At 68.8% G+C, this 19,232-nt stretch carries 18 protein-coding genes; 7 read left to right on the top strand and 11 right to left on the bottom strand.

What is annotated here, in order from left to right; translation table 11 throughout:
- Together PHQ87_RS06945 and PHQ87_RS06940 are read left to right on the top strand one after the other, a co-directional pair.
- Positions 1-209, top strand: a 209-nt coding sequence (locus PHQ87_RS06945) for a hypothetical protein (protein WP_300232450.1), incomplete at its 5' end; no start/stop codon positions are given.
- A 115-nt stretch (positions 210-324) separates the two neighbouring features.
- Positions 325-573 (top strand): GlsB/YeaQ/YmgE family stress response membrane protein, encoded by a 249-nt coding sequence (locus tag PHQ87_RS06940; RefSeq protein ID WP_300232448.1) that lies wholly within the window; start codon positions 325-327, stop codon positions 571-573.
- A gap of 1 nt (position 574) precedes the next feature.
- Here the strand turns inward: PHQ87_RS06940 and PHQ87_RS06935 are convergent, their stop codons facing one another.
- Positions 575-1,225, bottom strand: coding sequence for a YitT family protein (locus PHQ87_RS06935; protein WP_300232446.1), 651 nt, complete (start codon positions 1,223-1,225; stop codon positions 575-577).
- 120 nt (positions 1,226-1,345) lie between these two features.
- Between PHQ87_RS06935 and PHQ87_RS06930 the strand changes: the two genes are divergently transcribed.
- Positions 1,346-1,849: a thermonuclease family protein gene (locus tag PHQ87_RS06930; protein ID WP_300232444.1), complete on the top strand. Its 504-nt coding sequence runs from the start codon at positions 1,346-1,348 to the stop codon at positions 1,847-1,849.
- 55 nt (positions 1,850-1,904) lie between these two features.
- Here the strand turns inward: PHQ87_RS06930 and ftsH are convergent, their stop codons facing one another.
- Positions 1,905-3,824 (bottom strand): ATP-dependent zinc metalloprotease FtsH, encoded by a 1,920-nt coding sequence (gene ftsH / locus PHQ87_RS06925; RefSeq protein WP_300232441.1) that lies wholly within the window; start codon positions 3,822-3,824, stop codon positions 1,905-1,907.
- A gap of 150 nt (positions 3,825-3,974) precedes the next feature.
- Positions 3,975-4,652, bottom strand: coding sequence for an RlmE family RNA methyltransferase (locus PHQ87_RS06920; protein WP_300232452.1), 678 nt, complete (start codon positions 4,650-4,652; stop codon positions 3,975-3,977).
- Positions 4,653-4,716: 64 nt separating this feature from the next.
- Here PHQ87_RS06920 and PHQ87_RS06915 point away from each other — a divergent pair, with 64 nt between their 5' ends.
- The 3 genes from PHQ87_RS06915 to PHQ87_RS06905 are packed head-to-tail and all read left to right on the top strand — an operon-like array spanning position 4,717 to position 8,026.
- Positions 4,717-5,190, top strand: coding sequence for a YhbY family RNA-binding protein (locus tag PHQ87_RS06915; protein WP_300232439.1), 474 nt, complete (start codon positions 4,717-4,719; stop codon positions 5,188-5,190).
- 54 nt (positions 5,191-5,244) lie between these two features.
- Positions 5,245-7,338, top strand: coding sequence for a M3 family metallopeptidase (locus PHQ87_RS06910; RefSeq protein WP_300232437.1), 2,094 nt, complete (start codon positions 5,245-5,247; stop codon positions 7,336-7,338).
- Between the two features lie 52 nt (positions 7,339-7,390).
- Positions 7,391-8,026 carry a DUF4124 domain-containing protein gene (locus PHQ87_RS06905; protein WP_300232435.1) on the top strand — a complete coding sequence of 212 codons (636 nt, stop codon included), beginning with the start codon at positions 7,391-7,393 and terminating at the stop codon, positions 8,024-8,026.
- Between the two features lie 4 nt (positions 8,027-8,030).
- On the opposite strand, the gene rpiA is transcribed toward PHQ87_RS06905, so the two are convergent.
- Positions 8,031-8,702 carry a ribose-5-phosphate isomerase RpiA gene (gene rpiA / locus PHQ87_RS06900; RefSeq protein ID WP_300232433.1) on the bottom strand — a complete coding sequence of 224 codons (672 nt, stop codon included), beginning with the start codon at positions 8,700-8,702 and terminating at the stop codon, positions 8,031-8,033.
- 56 nt (positions 8,703-8,758) lie between these two features.
- Here rpiA and PHQ87_RS06895 point away from each other — a divergent pair, with 56 nt between their 5' ends.
- Positions 8,759-9,847, top strand: coding sequence for a quinone-dependent dihydroorotate dehydrogenase (locus PHQ87_RS06895; protein ID WP_300232432.1), 1,089 nt, complete (start codon positions 8,759-8,761; stop codon positions 9,845-9,847).
- A 21-nt stretch (positions 9,848-9,868) separates the two neighbouring features.
- Here the strand turns inward: PHQ87_RS06895 and PHQ87_RS06890 are convergent, their stop codons facing one another.
- From PHQ87_RS06890 to PHQ87_RS06860, 7 genes are all read right to left on the bottom strand, one after another.
- Positions 9,869-10,135 (bottom strand): hypothetical protein, encoded by a 267-nt coding sequence (locus tag PHQ87_RS06890; protein WP_300232429.1) that lies wholly within the window; start codon positions 10,133-10,135, stop codon positions 9,869-9,871.
- Positions 10,132-10,542, bottom strand: a complete 411-nt coding sequence (locus PHQ87_RS06885; protein ID WP_300232427.1) for a phage holin family protein — start codon at positions 10,540-10,542, stop codon at positions 10,132-10,134. Before PHQ87_RS06885 ends, PHQ87_RS06890 begins: the two co-directional genes overlap by 4 nt.
- A gap of 12 nt (positions 10,543-10,554) precedes the next feature.
- Positions 10,555-10,860: a DUF883 family protein gene (locus PHQ87_RS06880; protein WP_300232424.1), complete on the bottom strand. Its 306-nt coding sequence runs from the start codon at positions 10,858-10,860 to the stop codon at positions 10,555-10,557.
- Between the two features lie 155 nt (positions 10,861-11,015).
- The gene (locus PHQ87_RS06875) at positions 11,016-12,128 is read right to left on the bottom strand and encodes an NAD(P)/FAD-dependent oxidoreductase (RefSeq protein ID WP_300232421.1); all 1,113 of its coding nucleotides are present in this window, start codon (positions 12,126-12,128) and stop codon (positions 11,016-11,018) included.
- A gap of 18 nt (positions 12,129-12,146) precedes the next feature.
- The gene (locus PHQ87_RS06870; protein WP_300232419.1) at positions 12,147-14,960 is read right to left on the bottom strand and encodes a cation-translocating P-type ATPase; all 2,814 of its coding nucleotides are present in this window, start codon (positions 14,958-14,960) and stop codon (positions 12,147-12,149) included.
- A 31-nt stretch (positions 14,961-14,991) separates the two neighbouring features.
- Positions 14,992-16,287, bottom strand: a complete 1,296-nt coding sequence (locus PHQ87_RS06865) for a TIGR03862 family flavoprotein (protein ID WP_300232416.1) — start codon at positions 16,285-16,287, stop codon at positions 14,992-14,994.
- Between the two features lie 84 nt (positions 16,288-16,371).
- On the bottom strand, positions 16,372-19,232 hold a 2,861-nt coding region (locus tag PHQ87_RS06860; protein WP_300232413.1), incomplete at its 5' end, for a 3'-5' exonuclease.

Below are 19,232 nucleotides of genomic sequence, written 5' to 3'. Positions count from 1 at the left end.
CCGAGCGGCACATGGCCAGCCTGAACGCCGAAAAGGCCGAGCTGGAAACGGCACTCAGCGAACCCTTGGCGCCCGCGGACATCGCCCAGGCCGGACGCCGGCTGAAGGCCGTGCTGGACGCGCTGGAAACCGAGGAAATGCGCTGGCTGGAACTGAGCGAGCAGATCGAGCAGGCCAGCGCCGATGGACACCAGGCCACACCCGAATGACGCATGGCACACCGAAGACCCCGCCGCCGGCGGGGTTTAGGCGGCACCTCCGGCATCCCGGACTACAGTGACCTTTCCCGGCCCATGGCCATGCAAAGCAAAGGAAGCTGCCGACATGATGTCCCTGCTCGGAACCCTCATCATCGGTCTCATCGTGGGTCTGATCGCCCGCGCCATCAAGCCCGGCAACGACAGCATGGGCTGGATCATGACCACCGTGCTCGGCGTGGCCGGTTCCTTTGTCGCTGGCTACCTGGGTGCCGCGCTGGGCCTGTACGCGCCCGGCCAGCCTGTGGGTTTCATCGCCTCGGTCATTGGCGCGATCCTGCTGCTGGTGGTGGTCGGCCTGATCAGGAAGAAGTGATTCAGCGGCCCAGGTAGCGCTCGGGGCGGTGGCTCACCGCCAGGAAGATCCCCATGATCACCGCCGCGAGCACCGACCAGGCCACCCTTTCCCACGACACGACCGACAGCGCCAGCATGACGATGCAGGCGTCGATGGCCATCTGCACGTGGCCGGCCCGGATGCCGTAGCGGTCCTGCAGGTACAGCGAGGCGATGGTCGCCCCCCCGAGGCTGGAGTGGTGGCGCGCCAGGAACAGCAAGCCCGCACCCATCAGCAGCCCGCCCGACACCGCGGCAAATCCCGGGTGCAGGTAGTCGATGTGGATGAGGCGCGGCCCCAGCACCGTCACCAGCGACAGGATGCCGACGCTGACGAAGGTCTTGACCGTGAACGCATGACCGATGCGCGTCCAGGCGAACCAGTAGAACGGCAGGTTGATGAGGAAATAGATCCCTCCGAACGGCCAGCCGGTGGCGTAGTGCAGCACGAAGGCCAGACCGGCGGTGCTGCCGGTCAGCAGGCCCGACTGGGCAAACATCAGCATCGCGATGCCGACGAACAGGGAACCCGTGAACAGCGCCTGGGCATCTTCGAGAGGCCCGTGGCGCAGCGCATCCGGCGACAATGGCAGGCGCACGCGGTGATCGGAAGACGTGGTGGTCAAGCTCATGGCAAACACCCGGAAAAATCTGGACGCACCGGCTTGTGGCCGGCACCGCGATTCAGCAAAAACCGCGCCAGGAAGGCCCCGGGGCAGGCGGTAGACTGGCGGTTTTGTGTCCGTCCCGTGTTGAACGCTTCGCTTCTCTTGTGCCTGGTCATCGGTATTGCCGATGGCGACACCCTCACGGCCCGTTGCGGCCAGCCGGGTGCCTATGAACAGATCAAGGTCCGCCTCGGTGCCATCGACGCGCCCGAGCGACAGCAGCCCTTCTCCCAGCAGTCCCGGCAGAAGCTCTCCAGTCTGGCCTTCGGCAAGCAGGTCGGTCTGGATTGCCCCAGGAAAGACCGTTACGGCCGCCATGTCTGCACCGTGATGGTGCCACCCGCAGGCGCTCCCGACGACAGACCCGTGGTGGACGCCGGCCTGGTCATGGTCCGTTCGGGCATGGCCTGGTGGTACCGCGGCTATGCCCGCGAGCAGACACCACAGGCCCGCGAGCGCTACGCCGCGGCGGAGCGGGAGGCCCAAACCCGGCGCCTGGGCCTGTGGGCCGACCCGGCCCCGATGCCCCCCTGGGAGTGGCGCAAGACCAACCGGGCCGCCAGGGCGAGCACCGCGGACCCTTCATGACAAACGGGGCCGAAGCCCCGTTTGTCGTTCAGATCCCGGCTGACACGCCGCCCAGTCAGGCCGCCGTCGGCGCCGCGTCGGGATTGACCGCCGGCGTGCCGTCGTTGCCGCCGCTGCCACCCGCGGGAGGCGTGCGTGGCGTCCAGTCCTTGGGCGGGCGCGGAGGTTTGCCGGCCATGATGTCGTCGAGCTGGTCGCCGTCGATGGTCTCCCATTCGAGCAGCGCCTTGGCCATGGCGTGCATCTTGTCGGCGTGCTCTTCGATCAGGCCGCGCGCCAGCGCATACTGCTCGTCGATGATGCGGCGCACCTCACCATCGACCTTCTGCATGGTCTGCTCGGAGATGTTGGTCGTCTTCGTGACCGAGCGGCCCAGGAAGACCTCGCCCTCGTTCTCGGCATAGACCATGGGGCCCAGCGCATCGCTCATGCCATAGCGCATGACCATGTCGCGCGCGATGTGCGTGGCGCGCTCGAAGTCGTTGCTGGCGCCGGTGGTCATCTGGTTCATGAACACCTCTTCGGCGATGCGGCCACCGAACAGCATCGCGATCTGGTTGAGCATGTATTCCTTGTCGTAGCTGTAGCGGTCCTGCTCGGGCAGGCTCATCGTCACGCCCAGCGCGCGGCCGCGCGGGATGATGGTGACCTTGTGCACCGGATCGCATTTGGGCAGGAGCTTGCCGATCAGCGCGTGGCCCGACTCATGGTAGGCCGTGTTGCGGCGCTCTTCCTCGGGCATGACCATGGTCTTGCGCTCGGGGCCCATGATGATCTTGTCCTTGGCCTTCTCGAAGTCCTGCATCTCGACCAGACGCGCATTGCGGCGCGCGGCCATCAGGGCCGCCTCGTTGCAGAGGTTGGCCAGGTCGGCACCGCTCATGCCGGGGGTGCCACGCGCGATCACCGCCGCGTTCACGTCGTTGCCCAGCGGAATCTTGCGCATGTGCACGTTCAGGATCTGCTCGCGACCGCGGATGTCGGGCAGCGTGACGTAGACCTGGCGGTCGAAACGGCCCGGGCGCAGCAGCGCGGCGTCCAGGATGTCGGGGCGGTTGGTGGCAGCCACCACGATCACGCCCAGGTTGGTCTCGAAGCCATCCATCTCGACCAGCATCTGGTTGAGGGTCTGCTCGCGCTCGTCATTGCCGCCACCGAGGCCGGCACCGCGCTGACGGCCCACGGCATCGATTTCGTCGATGAAGATGATGCAGGGCGCGTTCTTCTTGGCGTTCTCGAACATGTCGCGCACGCGGGCCGCGCCCACGCCGACGAACATTTCCACGAAATCGGAACCCGAGATGCTGAAGAACGGGACCTTGGCTTCCCCCGCGATGGACTTGGCCAGCAGCGTCTTGCCGGTACCCGGCGGGCCGACCAGCAGCAGGCCGCGTGGGATGCGCCCGCCCAGCTTCTGGAATTTCTGCGGGTCCTTCAGGAAGTCCACGACCTCCTTGACCTCTTCCTTGGCCTCGTCACAACCCGCCACGTCGGCAAAGGTGACGGTGTTGTTGTTCTCGTCGAGCATGCGCGCCTTGCTCTTGCCAAAGCTGAAGGCGCCGCCCTTGCCGCCGCCCTGCATCTGGCGCATGAAGTAGATCCACACGCCGATCAGCAGCAGCATCGGGCCCCAGCTCACGAGCAGCGTCATGAGCAGGGAACCTTCCTCGCGCGGCTTGACGTCGAACTTGACGTTGTTGTTGATCAGGTCGCCCACCAGGCCACGGTCCAGGTAGGTGGCCGTGGTGCGGACGCGGCGGTCATCCTGGGTGAGCGCCACGATCTCGGTGCCGCTCGGGCCCTCCTGGATCGTTGCACTTTTGATCTGCTGCGCCTTGACCTGGTCCAGGAAGTCGGAATAGCCGATGTAGCCCGCGCCGGACACGCCCCGTCCGTCGAACTGTTTGAAGACCGTGAACAGCACCATCGCGATGACCATCCACACGGCAATTTTGGAGAACCACTGGTTGTTCAAGAGCAGCTCCTGGCTGGAACAAAGACCGAATCCGTCATATATCTGGGCCATTTTAGGGGTTTCAACCCGGGACCCCCCCCGATTCAGGTAAACCGATGTCAATCAAAGGGTTAGGCAAAATCTTGCGTCGCGACCAGCGTCACCGCCCATTCAGGCACCGGTACTGTCTTTCAGACCCATGCCCACGAGGAAGGTTTCAGAAGATTTGTCGCGCGAGGCCTTGGGCTTGATCACCTTGACGGTCTTGAAGGTCCGGCGAAACAGCGCCACCAGGGCGTCATAGGCCCCGCCGTGGAAGACCTTGGTCACCAGGGCACCGTCGGGCCGCAGGTGGCGGGCGGCGAAATCCACAGCCAGTTCCACCAGGTGCGCAATCCGGGCGGCGTCGGCCGACTCGATGCCCGAGAGGTTGGGCGCCATGTCGGACACCACCACATCCACCTGTGTCTGCCCCCGCTCGGCCAGCGCCTGCTCCAGCCCGGCCAGCACCGCGTCCTCCCGAAAATCGCCCTGGATGAAGTGAACCCCCTCGACCGGCTCCATGGGCAGCAGGTCCAGTGCGATGATGCGGCCCTGCAGGGCGCCCGTCGCCGCGCCGGACGGACTCAGGCGCCGCCGCAGGTACTGGCTCCAGGCCCCGGGCGCCGAGCCCAGGTCCACCACGCACATACCCGGCCGGATCAGGCCGAGCTGCTCGTCGATCTCCTTGAGCTTGTACGCCGCGCGGGCGCGATAGCCGTCCTTCTGCGCCTGGCGGACGTAGGGGTCGTTGACGTGCTGGTTGAGCCAGGCCTTGTTGACCTTCTTGCTCTGGGTGCGGACCTTGATGCCCATGGCTTGGATGCTGGTAAGCGTTGCGGCGCAAACCGCGGGGTTAAACGATAATTGTCCCATGCCCCAGATCCACCTTACCCCCGCCCAGCGCAAGGATTACCGCGCCGAAGCCCACCATCTTGATCCGGTCGTGATGATCGGCGCCGATGGCCTGACCCCTTCCGTGCGCAAGGAAGTCGATGCCGCCCTCAAGGCCCACGGCCTGATCAAGGTGCGCGTGTTCAGCGACGACCGCGCCGCCCGCGAGACCATGCTGCAGACGCTGGCCGACGAACTCGACGCGGCCCCGATCCAGCACATCGGCAAACTGCTCGTGCTCTGGCGCCCGCAACCGGAGAAGGCCCGGCCGGTCGATGAGGAGCGCAAGCCCGGTCCGCGCGAGGTCAAGGTGCTCAAGTTCGCCAAGCGCGGTGGCGTCAAGCCCGAGATCAAGGTGGTCAAGGTCTTGGGCAACCAGCGGCTGACGCCCGGCGGGCAGATCAAGCGCGCCAAGACGTTCAAGAAGAGCGTCAAGAAGTCCGCGGGCGGCTGAGCCGGTACCAGGCAGCCATTGAAACCCCGGCCCCGACGCCCCATCTGATCCGACATGAACGCAGCTGCCCCATCTTCCGTCTCCGACCTCACGACCAACCCCCTGCTCGACTTCAGCGGCCTGCCCCGGTTCGATGCGATCCGGCCCGAACACGTCGTTGCGGCCATCGACCGACTGCTGGAGGTGGCGGCCGCCGCGCTGGAGACCGTCACCGCGCCCGATTTCCCCGCCCGCTGGGACGACATGGCCAGGGCACTGGACGTGGCCACCGAACGCCTGGGCCTGGCCTGGGGCGCTGTCAGCCACCTCAACGGTGTGGCCGACACGCCCGAGCTGCGCGCCGCCTACAACGAGGCGCTGCCGAAGGTGACCGAGTTCTGGACGCGCCTGGGCGCCGATGAACGCCTGTATGCCAAGTACAAGGCCATGGACCTGGCCACGCTGAACGACGAGCAGCGCCGTGCGCGCGAGAACGCCCTGCGCGGTTTCGTGCTCGGCGGTGCCGAGCTGCAGGGCGCCGACAAGGAGCGTTTCGCGCAGATCCAGGAGCGCCAGGCCGAGTTGGCGCAGAAGTTCAGCGAGAACACGCTCGACGCCACCGATGCCTTCACCCTGTACGTGGACACCGCCGAACTGGCGGGCGTGCCCGCCGACGTGCTCGAGGCCACCGCCGCTGCGGCAGCGGCCGATGGCAAGCCGGGCCACAAGCTCACGCTCAAGATGCCCTGCTACCTGCCGGTGATGCAGTTTGCCGACAGCAGCGCACTGCGCCAGACGCTCTACCGCGCCTACGTGACCCGCGCCAGCGACCAGGCCGAAGGTGACGGCACGAAGTTCGACAACACTGCCATCATGACCGAGCTGCTGGCGCTGCGCCATGAGGAAGCGCGTCTGCTGGGCCACCGGCACTACGCCGACGTCTCGCTGGTGCCCAAGATGGCCGACTCGCCCGAGCAGGTCATCGCCTTCCTGCGCGACCTGGCCGCCAAGGCACGCCCGTTCGCGGAGAAGGATCTGGCCGATCTGCGCGCCTTCGCGGCCGAGCACCTCGGCCTGGCCGACCCGCAGCCCTGGGACTGGCCCTACATCGGCGAGAAGCTCAAGGAAGCCCGCTACGCCTTCAGCGAGCAGGAGGTCAAGCCCTACTTCACAGCCCCCAAGGTGCTGGCCGGCCTGTTCCATATTGTCGAGACACTGTTCGAGGTGTCGATCCGTCGCGACGAGGCGCCTGTCTGGCACCCCGCGGTCGAGTTCTACCGCATCGAGCGCCCGACACCGCAGGGAACGCAGCTCGTCGGCCAGTTCTATCTCGACCCCTCGGCACGCACCGGCAAGCGCGGTGGCGCCTGGATGGACGACGCGCGTGCGCGCTGGCTGCGCCCCGACTCCGGTGCGCTGCAGACGCCGGTGGCGCACCTGGTGTGCAATTTCGCCGACGGCGTGGGCGGCAAGCCACCGCTGCTCACGCACGACGATGTGATCACGCTGTTCCACGAATTCGGTCACGGCCTGCACCACATGCTCACCCAGGTCAACGAGCGCGATGTGTCCGGCATCAGTGGCGTTGAATGGGACGCGGTGGAGTTGCCCAGCCAGTTCATGGAGAACTTCTGCTGGGAGTGGGACGTGCTGCGGCACATGACGGCCCACGTGGACACGGGCGAGCCCCTGCCGCGCGAACTGTTCGACAAGATGCTCGCGGCCAGGAACTACCAGAGCGGCCTGCAGACCCTGCGCCAGGTGGAGTTCGCGCTGTTCGACATGCTGCTGCATGGCCAGTCCGAGCCGGTGACCTCCGGCGAGGGCATCCTGGCCCTGCTGGCCGAGGTGCGCCAGGAGGTGGCCCTGCTGCTGCCGCCGGCCTACAGCCGCACGGCGCACACGTTCAGCCACATTTTTGCCGGCGGCTACAGTGCCGGCTACTACAGCTACAAATGGGCCGAGGTGCTCTCGGCCGACGCCTACGCGGCGTTCGAGGAAGCGGCACAGGCCAAGGGTGGCAGCACGCTCGATGTGGCCACCGGGCGGCGTTACCGCCAGGCCATCCTGGAGGCTGGCGGCAGCCGGCCGGCCATGGCCTCGTTCAAGGCCTTCCGCGGCCGCGAGCCCGGTATCGACGCGCTGCTGCGCCACCAGGGCATGGCCTGAACGACATCACCGTAGCGCGTCGGACAGAAACCAACATTCACCGAGGGAAACCATGCGCCAACTGATCATCCTGTCCTGTCTGGGTTTCGCCGTCTCCGCCGTCTGCGCGCAAGGGGTGTACCGGATCGTCGGACCGGACGGGCGCGTGACCTTTTCGGACCAGCCGCCGCCAACCAGTCCGGCCCCCGCTGCCACCACAGGCGGCAGCCAGCGCAGCACCGGTGGGAGCCCGGGCAGCCGTCTTCCCTACGCACTGCAGCAGGTCGCCAGCCGTTACCCGGTCGTGATCTACACCGACCAGGATTGCGCGCCATGCGACAGCGGCCGCCGCATGCTCGAGGCCCGCGGCATCCCCTTCAGCGAGAAGACCGTGGGCAACACCGCCGGGGATCTGGCAGCGCTCAAGCGGCTGGGCGGTGACGGCACCCTGCCCCTGCTGACGATCGGCGCCCAGCGTATCAAGGGCTACTCGGAGGCCGAGTGGGGGCGCTACCTCGATGCCGCGGGTTACCCGGCCCAGTCGGCACTGCCACCGGGCTATCGCCGGCCGGCCGCCTCGCCGCTCGTGGCACCGGCGCAGACCAGTGCCGCCCCCGCCGCCCCGGAGGAAACCACGGAGGCGTCGCCGGCCGACAACAAGATCCCGGTGACGCCGCCCGTCACCAACCCGGCCGGCATCCGGTTCTGACGCGTCAGAACGTCAGCGTGCGCACGCCGCTGGCGGTGCCGAGCAGGCAGACGTCGGCCTTCTGGTGCGCGAAGACACCCACGGTGACCACGCCGGGCCACTGGTTGACCGTGCTCTCGAAGGCCAGCGGGTCGTCGATCGTCAGTCCCGTCACGTCCAGAATGTGCTGACCGTTGTCGGTCACCAGCGGCTTGCCGTCCCTGAGCCGCACCCTGGCCTGGCCGCCCAGCGCCGCGAACTGGCGCACCAGGCGCCCCGCGGCCATCGGGATGACTTCCACCGGCAGCGGGAACGCGCCCAGGGTGGACACCAGCTTGCTCTCGTCGGCGATGCACACGAACCGGCGCGACTGGGCCGCCACGATCTTCTCGCGCGTGAGCGCCGCCCCGCCCCCCTTGACCATGAAGCCACGGCCGTCGATTTCGTCGGCGCCGTCGATGTAGACCGCCAGCTCGCCCACCTCGCTGGCCTCGAACACCGGAATGCCCAGCGCCTTGAGCCGGGTGGTCGACGCCTCCGAACTGGACACCGCGCCCGGTATCCGGTCCTTGATCGCCGCCAGCGCGTCGATGAACTTGTTGACGGTGGAGCCGGTGCCCACGCCCACGATGTCACCGGGCACCACGTATTGCACGGCCGCCTGGCCGACCAGGGTTTTGAGTTCGTCTTGGGTCATTTGAGACAATCGAGGTTTGCACGCATCCGGCCATTATCTTCTCCCCGATCCCGTCCATGTCCCTGCTGCCCTACGCCCTGACCCGCCCCATTCTTTTTGGCATGGACCCGGAAACCGCGCATGAGCGCACGCTCGATGCCCTCGCGCGCTTCCAGGACTCGCCCTTGGCCTGCCTCTGGCGCGAGTCCCGCGTGGACGACCCGGTCACCGTGGCCGGTGTGCGCTTTCCCAACCGCGTGGGCCTGGCGGCCGGGCTGGACAAGAACGCCCGCTGCATCGATGGCCTGGCCGCGATGGGTTTCGGTTTCGTCGAGGTGGGCACCGTCACCCCCAAGGCACAACCGGGCAACCCCAAGCCCCGCATGTTCCGCCTGCCCGCGGCGAACGCGCTGATCAACCGGCTGGGGTTCAACAACGAGGGGCTGGATGCCTTCCTCGCGAACGTCCAGCGCTCGCGCAGTCGTCAGGTGGCGGCAGATGGCCAGGGCATGCGTCTGGGTCTGAACATCGGCAAGAACGCCAGCACCCCGATCGAGAACGCCACCAGCGACTACCTGACCTGCCTGGAAGGGGTGTACCCGCACGCCGACTACGTCACGGTCAACATCTCCAGCCCCAACACCAAGAACCTGCGCAGCCTGCAGGGCGACGAAGCCCTCGATGCCCTGCTGCACGCCGTGAGCGAGCGGCGCGAGCAGCTCGTGCAGCGCACGGGGCGGCGCATTCCCGTGTTCCTCAAGATCGCACCCGACCTGGACGACGGCCAGATCGCCGTGATCGCCGGGACCCTGCGCCGCTACGGTACGGATGCCGATGGCGCGCCGACCAACAACCTGGGCGTGATCGCCACCAACACCACGCTCAGCCGCGATGCCGTGCAAGGCCTGCCGTACGCAGAGGAGGCCGGCGGCCTCTCCGGTGCGCCGGTGCTCGAGGCCAGCAACCGGGTCATCCGCGCGCTGCGCGCGGCGCTCGGCCCGCGTTTTCCCATCATCGGCGTGGGCGGCGTGATGAGCGCCGCCGATGCGGTGAGCAAGATCGACGCCGGCGCCGACCTCGTGCAGATCTACACCGGCCTGATCTACCGCGGCCCGGCGCTGGTGCGCGAGGCCGCCTCCGCCATCAAGGCCGCCCGCGCCCGCTGAGACGGCCGCGCCACAAGGCGGCTATCTGCGCAGCAAAGGCAGCAGCATGGCGGCCCAGCGGATCAGCCGCGAAGGGCCAAGCATGGCCGCTGCCGCGAACGCCCCGGCCGCCACGCCGGGGTGTGCGAGTACCATGCGCAGTGTCTGGCTGCGCGGGAAGGTGTCCGGCCCCCCCCGGTCTGCCCCGCCATCGGGCGCCCCGCTGGCCAGCCGGGCACGCCAGCGCTCGCGTCGCATCCGGATGCGGATCTGCAGTTCGAGCGTGCGCAATTCGTCGGCGCGTTTCACAGCGACTCCTTGATCAAGGCCCAGTCCCTGGCGAGTTCCTCGCGCGTCAGGGCAAAGGCTGACGGCGCGCGGCGCGCAAGGTAGGCCAGCCACCCGGCTGTTGCCAGGCACAAGGCCAGCCACCCGAGCGCCACCGACCACGCGACGGTGACGCGCAGCGGTGTGTCCCAGAAGTGGATCATCAGGGCCAAGGAGCCCAGCAGCAGGGTGATCATCAGCGCCATCGCCAGCAGGATGCCACCCGCCAGCAGCAGCAGGGCGCGCTGACGCACCTGGCGCCATTCCAGCGCGGCCAGCTCGGCCCTTTCGGCCAGCGCCTCGCCACCTTCCGCGGCCAACGCCCGGGCCGTTGCGCGCAGGCCGTCACCGCCACCAAGCAGCAACAGCCAGCGGATGATCGTCCGCATGGACCGGGGGGCTCAGCGACGACCGAGGATGAAGCCGAACACGGCACCGACCGCCGCGGCGACCCCGGCGACGCGCCATGGTTCGTCATGGGCATAGTTGTCGGCGCGGTGGGCCACGTCGCGTGCGCGCTCGGCCGCGTCGTGGGCAGCCTGGCTGGCGCGTTCACGCAGGGCGGCCACACCGTCATCCAGGCGCTCGCGCAGGCGCGAGATTTCCGGCACGGCATCCAGCTCCTTGCGCGACAGCACGTCGCGCAGGTCGGCGACCAGGCTTTCCAGTTCGGCTTGTGCATTGGCGGCAGCAGACTTTCTCGGCATGATGGGCTCTCCTGTGAATGGTGGGAAATGAATGCCCATCGTAGCAGCGCCTCCGCACCTGTGGTGTAGGAGAACCGGCCTTGGTGGCGTCGGCGTCAGACCGTTTGCGCTGTGTCAACCCATGCGGATGTGCACCACGGCCGTGCAACGGCAGTTCAGTCTTCCAGGCACTGTGCCACGTGTTCGCCAATGGCCAGGCAACTGGTCAGGCCCGGCGACTCAATGCCGAACAAATTGACCAGGCCGGCAAGGCCATGGACGGCGGGGCCGTCGATGCGGAAGTCGGCCGCCGGCTCCCCCGGACCGCTGATCTTGGGCCGCATGCCCGCGTAGCCCGGCTGCAGTGCACCGTCGGTCAGGCCGGGCCAGTAACGGCGTACCTCGTCGTAGAACCCGTCGCCACGCCCGGGATCGACCGTCAGGTCACCCGGGTCGTCCACCCATTGCACATCGGGACCGAATTTCGCCTGGCCGCCCAGATCGATGGTCAGGTGCACGCCCAGGCCCGCGAGATGGCGGTCGGGTTCGGGCGCCGGGTAGATCAGGTGCGAAAACGGCGCCCGGCCCGTCAGCGTGAAATAGCTGCCCTTGGCGAAATGCGGCGCGGGCACGAGGCCGGCAGGCAGACCCCCGGTACGCCGCGCCAGTGCGCAGGCCCCCAGCCCGGCGGCGTTCACCACCGTGCGCGCCCGCAGCACCACGCCATCGGCGCAGTGCACGGCGATGCCGTCTTCCATCACCTGCATCCGATCGACCTGCGCGTGCAATGCCACCAGCCCGCCCAGGTGTTCCAGATCGCCCTGCAGCGACAGCATCAGCCCATGGCTGTCGATGATGCCCGTCGAAGGCGACACCAGCGCCGCCAGGCATTCCAGCGCGGGCTCGAGCACCCTCGCCTCGTCGCGGCCGATCAGCCGCAGGTCGTCCACGCCATTGGCGCGGGCGCGTTCGCGGATGGACGGCAGCGCGTCGCGCTGGCTGGCCGATGTGGCCACGATGAGCTTGCCGCAGCGCCGGTGCGCGATGCCACGCTCGCCGCAGTAGGCGTACAGCCTGGCCTTGCCCTCGACGCACAGCCGCGCCTTGAGCGAACCTGCCGGGTAATAGATGCCGGCATGGATGACCTCGCTGTTGCGCGAACTGGTTTCCGTGCCAATGGCACCGGCACGCTCCAGCACCATCACCTCGCGCCCACGCAGCGCCAGCGCACGCGCCACCGCCAGTCCCACCACGCCCGCGCCAATCACCACGGCATCAACCTGCTCCATTTGTCACTCCCCTGCGGATCAGGCAACCACGGTGGCGGAAACCACCCGGGCATCCCGCCGACGCAGCGCCCATTTGCGCAGCTCCGTCCACCACAGGACGCTGCTGGCAAGCAGCACGCACCACATCCACTGACCTGCTGTCAGCGGCACGGTACCGAACGCCCTGCCCAGCCAGGACCACTCGACCACCAGGACCTGCAGGACAACGCCTACGACCACCGCCATCCACATCCAGCCGTTGTCCAGCAGATGCGACAGCACGCTGCGCGTTTCGGAACGCGTGGCAAAGGCATTGAAGAGCTGCGCCAGCACCAGCACCGTGAACGCGGCCGTGCGCGCGACATCCATCGACGCGTCGCCCTCGATCAGCCCACCGGGCAGCATCATGTCCAGCGCGAGCAAGGTGGCCACCGCCATCACCAGGCCGGTTTCCAGCACGCCACGCCACATGCGGCCATCGATCACGCGCTCGTCGGGCCGGCGGGGCGGGCTCTGCATGACGCCTTCGTCGTGCGGGTCCACGCCCATCGCCAGGGCCGGTCCGGAATCGGTGATCAGATTGATCCAGAGGATCTGCGTCGCCAGCAGGGGCATGACGAGCGCGCCACCGGAAGACAGCCCGAGCAGGGGCGCCAGCAGCACGCCGAAGAAGACCGTCATCACCTCACCCATGTTGGACGAGAGCAGGTAGCGCAGAAACTTGCGGATGTTGTCGAGGATGCCCCGCCCCTCGCGCACCGCGGCCACGATGGTGGCGAAGTTGTCGTCGGCCAGGATCATCTTGCCGGCCTCCTTGGTCACCTCGGTGCCGGTCACGCCCATGGCCACGCCGATGTCGGCCGACTTCAGTGCGGGCGCATCGTTCACCCCATCGCCGGTCATGGCCACCACGTGGCCCCGCGCCTGCAGCGCGTCGACGATGCGCAGCTTGTGCACCGGCGCCACACGGGCATAGACCGAGGTCTTGTCGACCGCCGCCGACAGGGCCGCCGCATCGAGCCGATCGAGTTCGGGACCCGTGAGCACCGCACCACCGGCCTCGATGATGCCCAGATCGGCAGCGATGCGCTGGGCGGTGCGGGGGTGGTCGCCCGTGATCATGATGACGCGGATGCCGGCCTGCCGGGCAGCATCGATGGCCTGCGCCGCCTCGGGCCGTGGCGGGTCGATGATGCCCACGGTGCCCAGAAAGATCAGGTCACGCTCCAGCGCCGGGGCATCGTCCCGGTCTTCGTCAGCGGCCAACTCGCGGTAGGCCACCGCCAGCGTGCGCAGCGCCGCGTCCGACAGGCTCGCCACATCGGCCAGCGCGCGCGCCCTGATGGCCGGGCTCATGGGAACCACATCGGCCCCGACACGCGCGTACGAACAGCGCTCCAGCAGCACATCGGGTGCGCCTTTGCTGACCAGCAAACGCCGGTTGCCGGCATCCTGGTCCCGCACGATGACCGACATCATCTTGCGCTCCGAGCTGAAGGGAATCTCGGCCAGGCGCTCAAACCGCCGCTGGCGCTCGTCTTGCGTCCCCAGCTTGCGCTCGGCCACCAGAAAGGCCGCCTCGGTCGGATCGCCCTGCACCACCCAACTGCCGTCGCTCTCCTGGTAGAGCTGGGCATTGCCTGCCAGGCTGCCCGCGCCGATGAGCCGAACGAGTTCGGCGTGCAGATCACGGGTGTCCATTTCACCCCCGTGCACCACCTGCCCCCGGGGTTCATAACCCACGCCCTCGAAGCGACTGCTGCCCGAGGGCATGAGCACCCGTTCGATCGTCATTTCCGAGCGCGTCAGGGTGCCGGTCTTGTCGGTGCAGATGACCGACGCCGACCCCAGTGTTTCGACCGACGAGAGCTTCTTGACAATGGCCTTGCGCCGGGCCATGCGTTCGACGCCGATGGCCAGCACCAGCGAGAGAATGGCCGGCAGCCCTTCGGGAACCGCAGCCACCGCCAGAGACACCCCCAGCAGAAAGACGGCGACCCAGTCGGCGCGGCTGTTGACATCGGCCGTGAGCAGCATCGAGGCCATCACGATCAGCGCGATGGCCACCACGGCACGCGCCAGCATCTGGCCGATGCGCGACACCTCGCGCTGCAGCGGCGTGAGCTCGTCCGGCGTGGTCTTCAGCAGGTGGGCAATCGTCCCCACCTCGGTGTTCATACCGGTGGCGGTCACCACGGCCACGCCATTGCCCTGCGCCACGGCGGTTCCCTTGAACACCATGTTGACGCGCTCGGCCAGCGGCACCTGGGCCGCCAGGGCCTCCACCCCCTTGCGCACCGGCAGGCTCTCGCCGGTCAGGGACGACTCCAGCAGCAGCAATTCATTGGCCTGCAGCAGGCGCGCGTCGGCCCCCACGCTGTCGCCTTCGCCCAGCAGCAGCACATCGCCGGGCACCAGCTCGCGGCAAGGCACGCGCACCACCCTGCCCTGGCGCAGCACCGATGAGGTGGCCTGCGTCATCCGGACCAGGGCGGCAGCGGCACGCTCGGAGCGGCGCTCCTGCACGAAGCCCAGGACCGAATTGAGCACGACAATGACCAGAATCACCAAGGCGTCCACGGGCCAGCCATGTGCATCGTCCAGAAACCAGACCAGCAGCGTCACCACCACAGCCACCAGCAGCAGATAGACCAGCGGACTCTTGAACTGCGCAAGGAACTGGCGCCAGGCCGGGTTTGCCGCGGCAGCCTCCAGTTCGTTGGCACCCCAGCGGTCCCGGCGCCCCAGCACCTCGGCCTCATCCAGTCCGACCGCCGGATCCACCTTCAGGCGGGCCGCGATGGCGTCGGCCGTCAGGAGCTCGGGTGAATCGATAGGTGCGGTGTCGGGCATGTCTCGTGTGCGGGTTCGGTGACTATGGCCGTCATCGTACCGCCATCCACCGCGCCACCCCTTGTCCGGCGCGCACACCACTGGCCAGGCAGGCTGTGAGCAGGTAGCCGCCGGTGGGCGCCTCCCAGTCCAGCATTTCGCCGGCACAGAACACGCCGGGTAGCGCCTTCAGCATAAGGTGCTCGTCCATGGCCTCGAAGCGCACGCCGCCGGCGCTGCTGATGGCCTCGTCGATGGGGCGGGCCGCCGTCACGGTGACGGGCAGGGCCTTGATGGCGGCGGCCAGGGCCTGCGGGTCGTGCAACTGTTCGCGCGAGAGCAGCTCATTGAGCAGCGCCATCTTGATGCCGTCCAGCCCGAGACGGCTCTTGAGGTGGGCCGAGAGGCTGCGCGAGCCACGCGGGTGCGCCACCTGGGCGGCCACCTGCGCCGCGCTGCGGTCCGGCAACAGGTCCAGCTCGAAGGTGGCGCTGCCGCGGCGCCCGATCTGATCGCGCAGCAGGGCCGAGACGGCGTAGATCAGGCTGCCTTCGATGCCGCTGGCGGTGGCGACGAACTCGCCCTTGCGATCGAAATGCCGACCGAGGCCGTCGGTGAAGCGGATCGCCACCGATTTGAACGGCTGGCCGGCATGGCGCTCGCGGAAGAAATCGCTCCAGCCACCGGCCACGCCATGCACGGCCGAGCCCTGCACGTCGAAACCGCAGTTGGCCGGCTGCAGGGGCGTCAGCGCCTCGGGCCCCAGGGCTTCGGCCAGCCAGCCCTGCCAGGCACCGTCCGAGCCCAGGCGTGCCCAACTGCCACCGCCCAGCGCCAGCACCACGCTGCGCGCCTGCACGGCCACCGGTCCGTCGGGGGTATCGAAGTGGCACGCGAGCGCACCCGCCACGCCATCGGGCCACACACCGGTACAGCGGTGCCGCATGTGCAGGCGCACGGGTGCACCGCCTGGCGCCGGATGGCGCAGGCGTTGCAACCAGGCGCGCAGCAGCGGCGCGGCCTTCATGTCGGTCGGGAACACGCGCCGCGAGGTACCGACGAAGGTGTCGATGCCCAGATCCGCCGCCCAGGCACGCACCTGCGCCGGGCCAAACTGCGCCAGCATGGGTCGCAGCACCTCGGCGCGGGCACCATAGCGGCCCACGAAGGCATCGAAATCCTCGGCGTGCGTGAGGTTCATGCCGCCCTTGCCCGCGAGCAGGAACTTGCGCCCGACCGAGGGCATGGCGTCGAACAGCGCGCAGCCGACACCGGCGGCGGACAGCGCCTGCGCGACCATGAGGCCGGCCGGCCCGCCCCCGATGATGATGGTATCGACGGCGCTCATGCCCTCCCCTCCTGAGAGCCCGAAGACGCTGGTGCAACAGCCCTGCGGGCGGCGAAAGGCAAAGCCATATGGGAGTGGGTCATGTCAGGACAGTTCGATCAGGCGGCCTTCGGCGTTGACGAAAGCCAGGCGGATGGCCTCGCCCGGCCGCGTCTGGGCGAGCGCGCGATGGTAGCGCCAAAGCTGCTCGCGCAAGCCCGCCTGACGCTCGGGGTGGACCGCGCTCTTGTAGTCCAGCACCCACCAGCAGGCCGTGTCGGCGCGGCGCACCAGGCGGTCGATGCGCAGCAACTGGCCCTCGTGCCACAGATCCACCTCGCTGTGCCAGCGGTCGAGCCGGTCGGCATCCCAGGCCCACGCCGCCTCACCGTGCAGCACCGCGTGTGCCATGCGCGCCGCCTCGCGCAACTGCGCGGTCGAGAGGTGGAACTCGCGCGCCACCGCCTGCTCATGATGCGCCTGCCATGCGAATCCTTTCGCCGGCGTGGGCACCCATTGCAGCAGGCGGTGCAGCGCCAGCCCGATGCGTGTGCGGGTGTCGTCCTCGGGCGTCGCCGGTGCGTCGGCCTCTTCCGCGTTGGTGTCCACCACCGGCGGCACCCAGGCGGGCAGGTCCAGCACGATGGTGTCACCCTGCCCAGCCATCTGCGCGGCCACCGCCGGCGCGGCGGCAGGAACGGCGCCCAGCGTCACCGCATGGCCTTCCATCCGTTGCAGCCACGAAGCGGTAGCGCCACGGCGGTGCGGCTCGATGCTGGAGACCACCAGGCGCCGGCCTGCCCGGGTCAGCGCCACATAGAGCGCGTTGAGCTCTTCCAGCGCGCGCGCCTGCTGCTCGCGCGCCAGCAGGTCCTGCGCGCAGGCCGGTGGCAGCTTCTCCGAGGCCAGGAAGACGAAGCGCCGGGGCTCGGCGGCCTCGCCAGGCCAATCCACCAGCACGCCCATGCTCTCGGCCGCCGGCGGCGGCGCGTCGGTGTCCAGCAGCACGACCGTGTCTGCCTCCAGGCCCTTGGCCCCATGGATGGTGAGCAGTTGCACGGCGTCGGCATGGGCGGCGGCGGGCAAGGCAATGCCGCCGGCCTTGAGCGCCCGCACAAAGCGGTAGGCCGAGAGAAAGCGTCCCCCGTCCTGCGCCAGTGCCTGCGACAGCACCGCCTGCAGCGCCAGGCGCACGCCCTCGCGCTGGCGATCGGTAACGGCCTGCGCGTAGCGCGCCAGCACGTCGCCGTCGCGGTAGATCGCGGCCAGGGCATCGTGCGGCGGCCGGTGCATCAGCCAGGCACGCCATTGCCGCAGCGTGCGCGCCGCCTGCGCCAGCGCCGCGTCGGCAGCCGGGTCATCGGAGCCGGCCACATCGGTGTCCGCCAGTGCCTGCAAGGTCTGCCACCAGGACAGTGCCTGCCTGTCCGCACCTTCGGCCGCATCCAGCCCGGCACGGCGGCGCAGCCGTGCCACGCGCGCCAGGGCGCCATCGTCCAGGCCGAACAAGGGCGATCGCAGGGCGCGCGCCAGACTCAGGTCGTTCGCGGTGGACACGAGGGCATCCAGCAGCGCGATGATGTCCTGCACGGCCGGGTGTTCGGCCAGGTCGAGCTTTTCGGGTTGCTCGCAGGGGATGCCGCGCTCGGACAGCGCCTGGTGCAGCCAGCCCAGGCGCTCGCGCTTGCGCGAGAGCACCATGAAATTGCCCGGCTGCAGGCCCGACCCCAGCTCGGCGGCGATCCAGTCGGCCACCTGCCGCGCTTCCTGCGCGCTGAGGCTGTCTTCGGGCAGCAGGCGCGGCGTGACCAGGCTGTCGCGCCAGCCACTGGCCTCATCACCGCCATTGGCTGGCCCGCTTGCGGGGCGCGGCACCTGGGGCAGCACGAGCGCGGCACCCGGCTCGGTGCTTTCGGTGGTGTGGGTGCGGTAGCCCGCGTAGGCGTCGTTGCGCTGGGCCTCGCCCATCACCCGGTTGAGCAGATCCACCACGCCGATGGCGCAGCGCCGGGTGTGGTCGCAGCTGAGCAGCGACCCCCCCATGCCCTGCACGACGAACTGCTGCGCGGCCTTGAACACCTGCGGCTCGGCACGGCGGAACCGGTAGATCGACTGCTTGGGATCGCCCACCAGGAACACCCGTGGCGCCTCGCCGCTGCCCGCGCCCGCATAGGCCGAGAGCCAGCCGTACAGCGCCTGCCACTGCAGGGGGTTGGTGTCCTGGAACTCGTCCACCAGCAACTGCCGCACCCGCGCATCGAGGCGCTGCTGCAGCCAGCCCGAGAGTTCGGCATCGCCCAGCAGCCGGCGCGCCGCACCTTCCACGTCGCTCATGTCCACCCAGCCGCGCTCGCGCTTGATGTCGGCAAACGCGGCCAGCAGCATGCGCGTCAGGCGCGCCATGCGCTGCTGGTGCTGCCACGCGGCCTGCTGCCGGCGCGCGGCCAGGGCACGCGCGCACAGTCCCTGCGCCTCGCGCACGCTGTTGATGCCCGCCAGCTTGTCGCTGAACTTGCGCGGATCGCCCTTCTGGCTGAACAGCGCCGCGATCACGCCGTCGGCGTCGCCTGCCGTGACGGCCATTTCCAGCTCGGCGCCCTTGGCCGAGAACGTGGGCGCGCTGGCCTGCCCAAGCGCCCGCGCCGCGGTCAGCAGGGCCTCGCGCTGCCGCCGCATGAACGTGTCCACCGGATCGCCCTCGCCCCCCAGCTCGGGGAACAGTTCGGCCACCGGCTGCACGCCGGCATCGACCACGCCCGCCTCGTCCGCGAGACGGAACTCCACACGCTTGGCCAGCGCATTGGTCAGGGCCTTGAGGGTCTGGCTGCGCCCATGCAGCGCGACGCTGTCCAGAAAATCCTGCCGCGCGGCGGGATCGGACTCGACGCGGGCGAAAAAACGCGGCCAGGCCAGTTCCGCCGCCTCGGTGTCATCCTCCAGCAACTCGTGTTCGGCAGGCAGGCCCA

Source organism: Hydrogenophaga sp. (assembly GCF_028698005.1).
GTDB lineage: Bacteria > Pseudomonadota > Gammaproteobacteria > Burkholderiales > Burkholderiaceae_C > Hydrogenophaga.
This window is presented reverse-complemented; position numbering and strand designations above follow the sequence as displayed.

Excerpts from the sequence above, each read along its gene's own strand:
- PHQ87_RS06895 (WP_300232432.1), top strand. The coding sequence starts at position 8,759 with ATGTCCCTGCTGCCCTACGCCCTGACCCGCCCCATTCTTTTTGGCATG.
- PHQ87_RS06880 (WP_300232424.1), bottom strand. The coding sequence starts at position 10,860 with ATGCCGAGAAAGTCTGCTGCCGCCAATGCACAAGCCGAACTGGAAAGC.
- PHQ87_RS06915 (WP_300232439.1), top strand. The coding sequence starts at position 4,717 with ATGCCCCAGATCCACCTTACCCCCGCCCAGCGCAAGGATTACCGCGCC.
- PHQ87_RS06940 (WP_300232448.1), top strand. The coding sequence starts at position 325 with ATGATGTCCCTGCTCGGAACCCTCATCATCGGTCTCATCGTGGGTCTG.
- PHQ87_RS06885 (WP_300232427.1), bottom strand. The coding sequence starts at position 10,542 with ATGCGGACGATCATCCGCTGGCTGTTGCTGCTTGGTGGCGGTGACGGC.
- rpiA (WP_300232433.1), bottom strand. The coding sequence starts at position 8,702 with ATGACCCAAGACGAACTCAAAACCCTGGTCGGCCAGGCGGCCGTGCAA.
- PHQ87_RS06870 (WP_300232419.1), bottom strand. The coding sequence starts at position 14,960 with ATGCCCGACACCGCACCTATCGATTCACCCGAGCTCCTGACGGCCGAC.
- PHQ87_RS06905 (WP_300232435.1), top strand. The coding sequence starts at position 7,391 with ATGCGCCAACTGATCATCCTGTCCTGTCTGGGTTTCGCCGTCTCCGCC.
- PHQ87_RS06935 (WP_300232446.1), bottom strand. The coding sequence starts at position 1,225 with ATGAGCTTGACCACCACGTCTTCCGATCACCGCGTGCGCCTGCCATTG.
- PHQ87_RS06865 (WP_300232416.1), bottom strand. The coding sequence starts at position 16,287 with ATGAGCGCCGTCGATACCATCATCATCGGGGGCGGGCCGGCCGGCCTC.
- PHQ87_RS06875 (WP_300232421.1), bottom strand. The coding sequence starts at position 12,128 with ATGGAGCAGGTTGATGCCGTGGTGATTGGCGCGGGCGTGGTGGGACTG.
- PHQ87_RS06910 (WP_300232437.1), top strand. The coding sequence starts at position 5,245 with ATGAACGCAGCTGCCCCATCTTCCGTCTCCGACCTCACGACCAACCCC.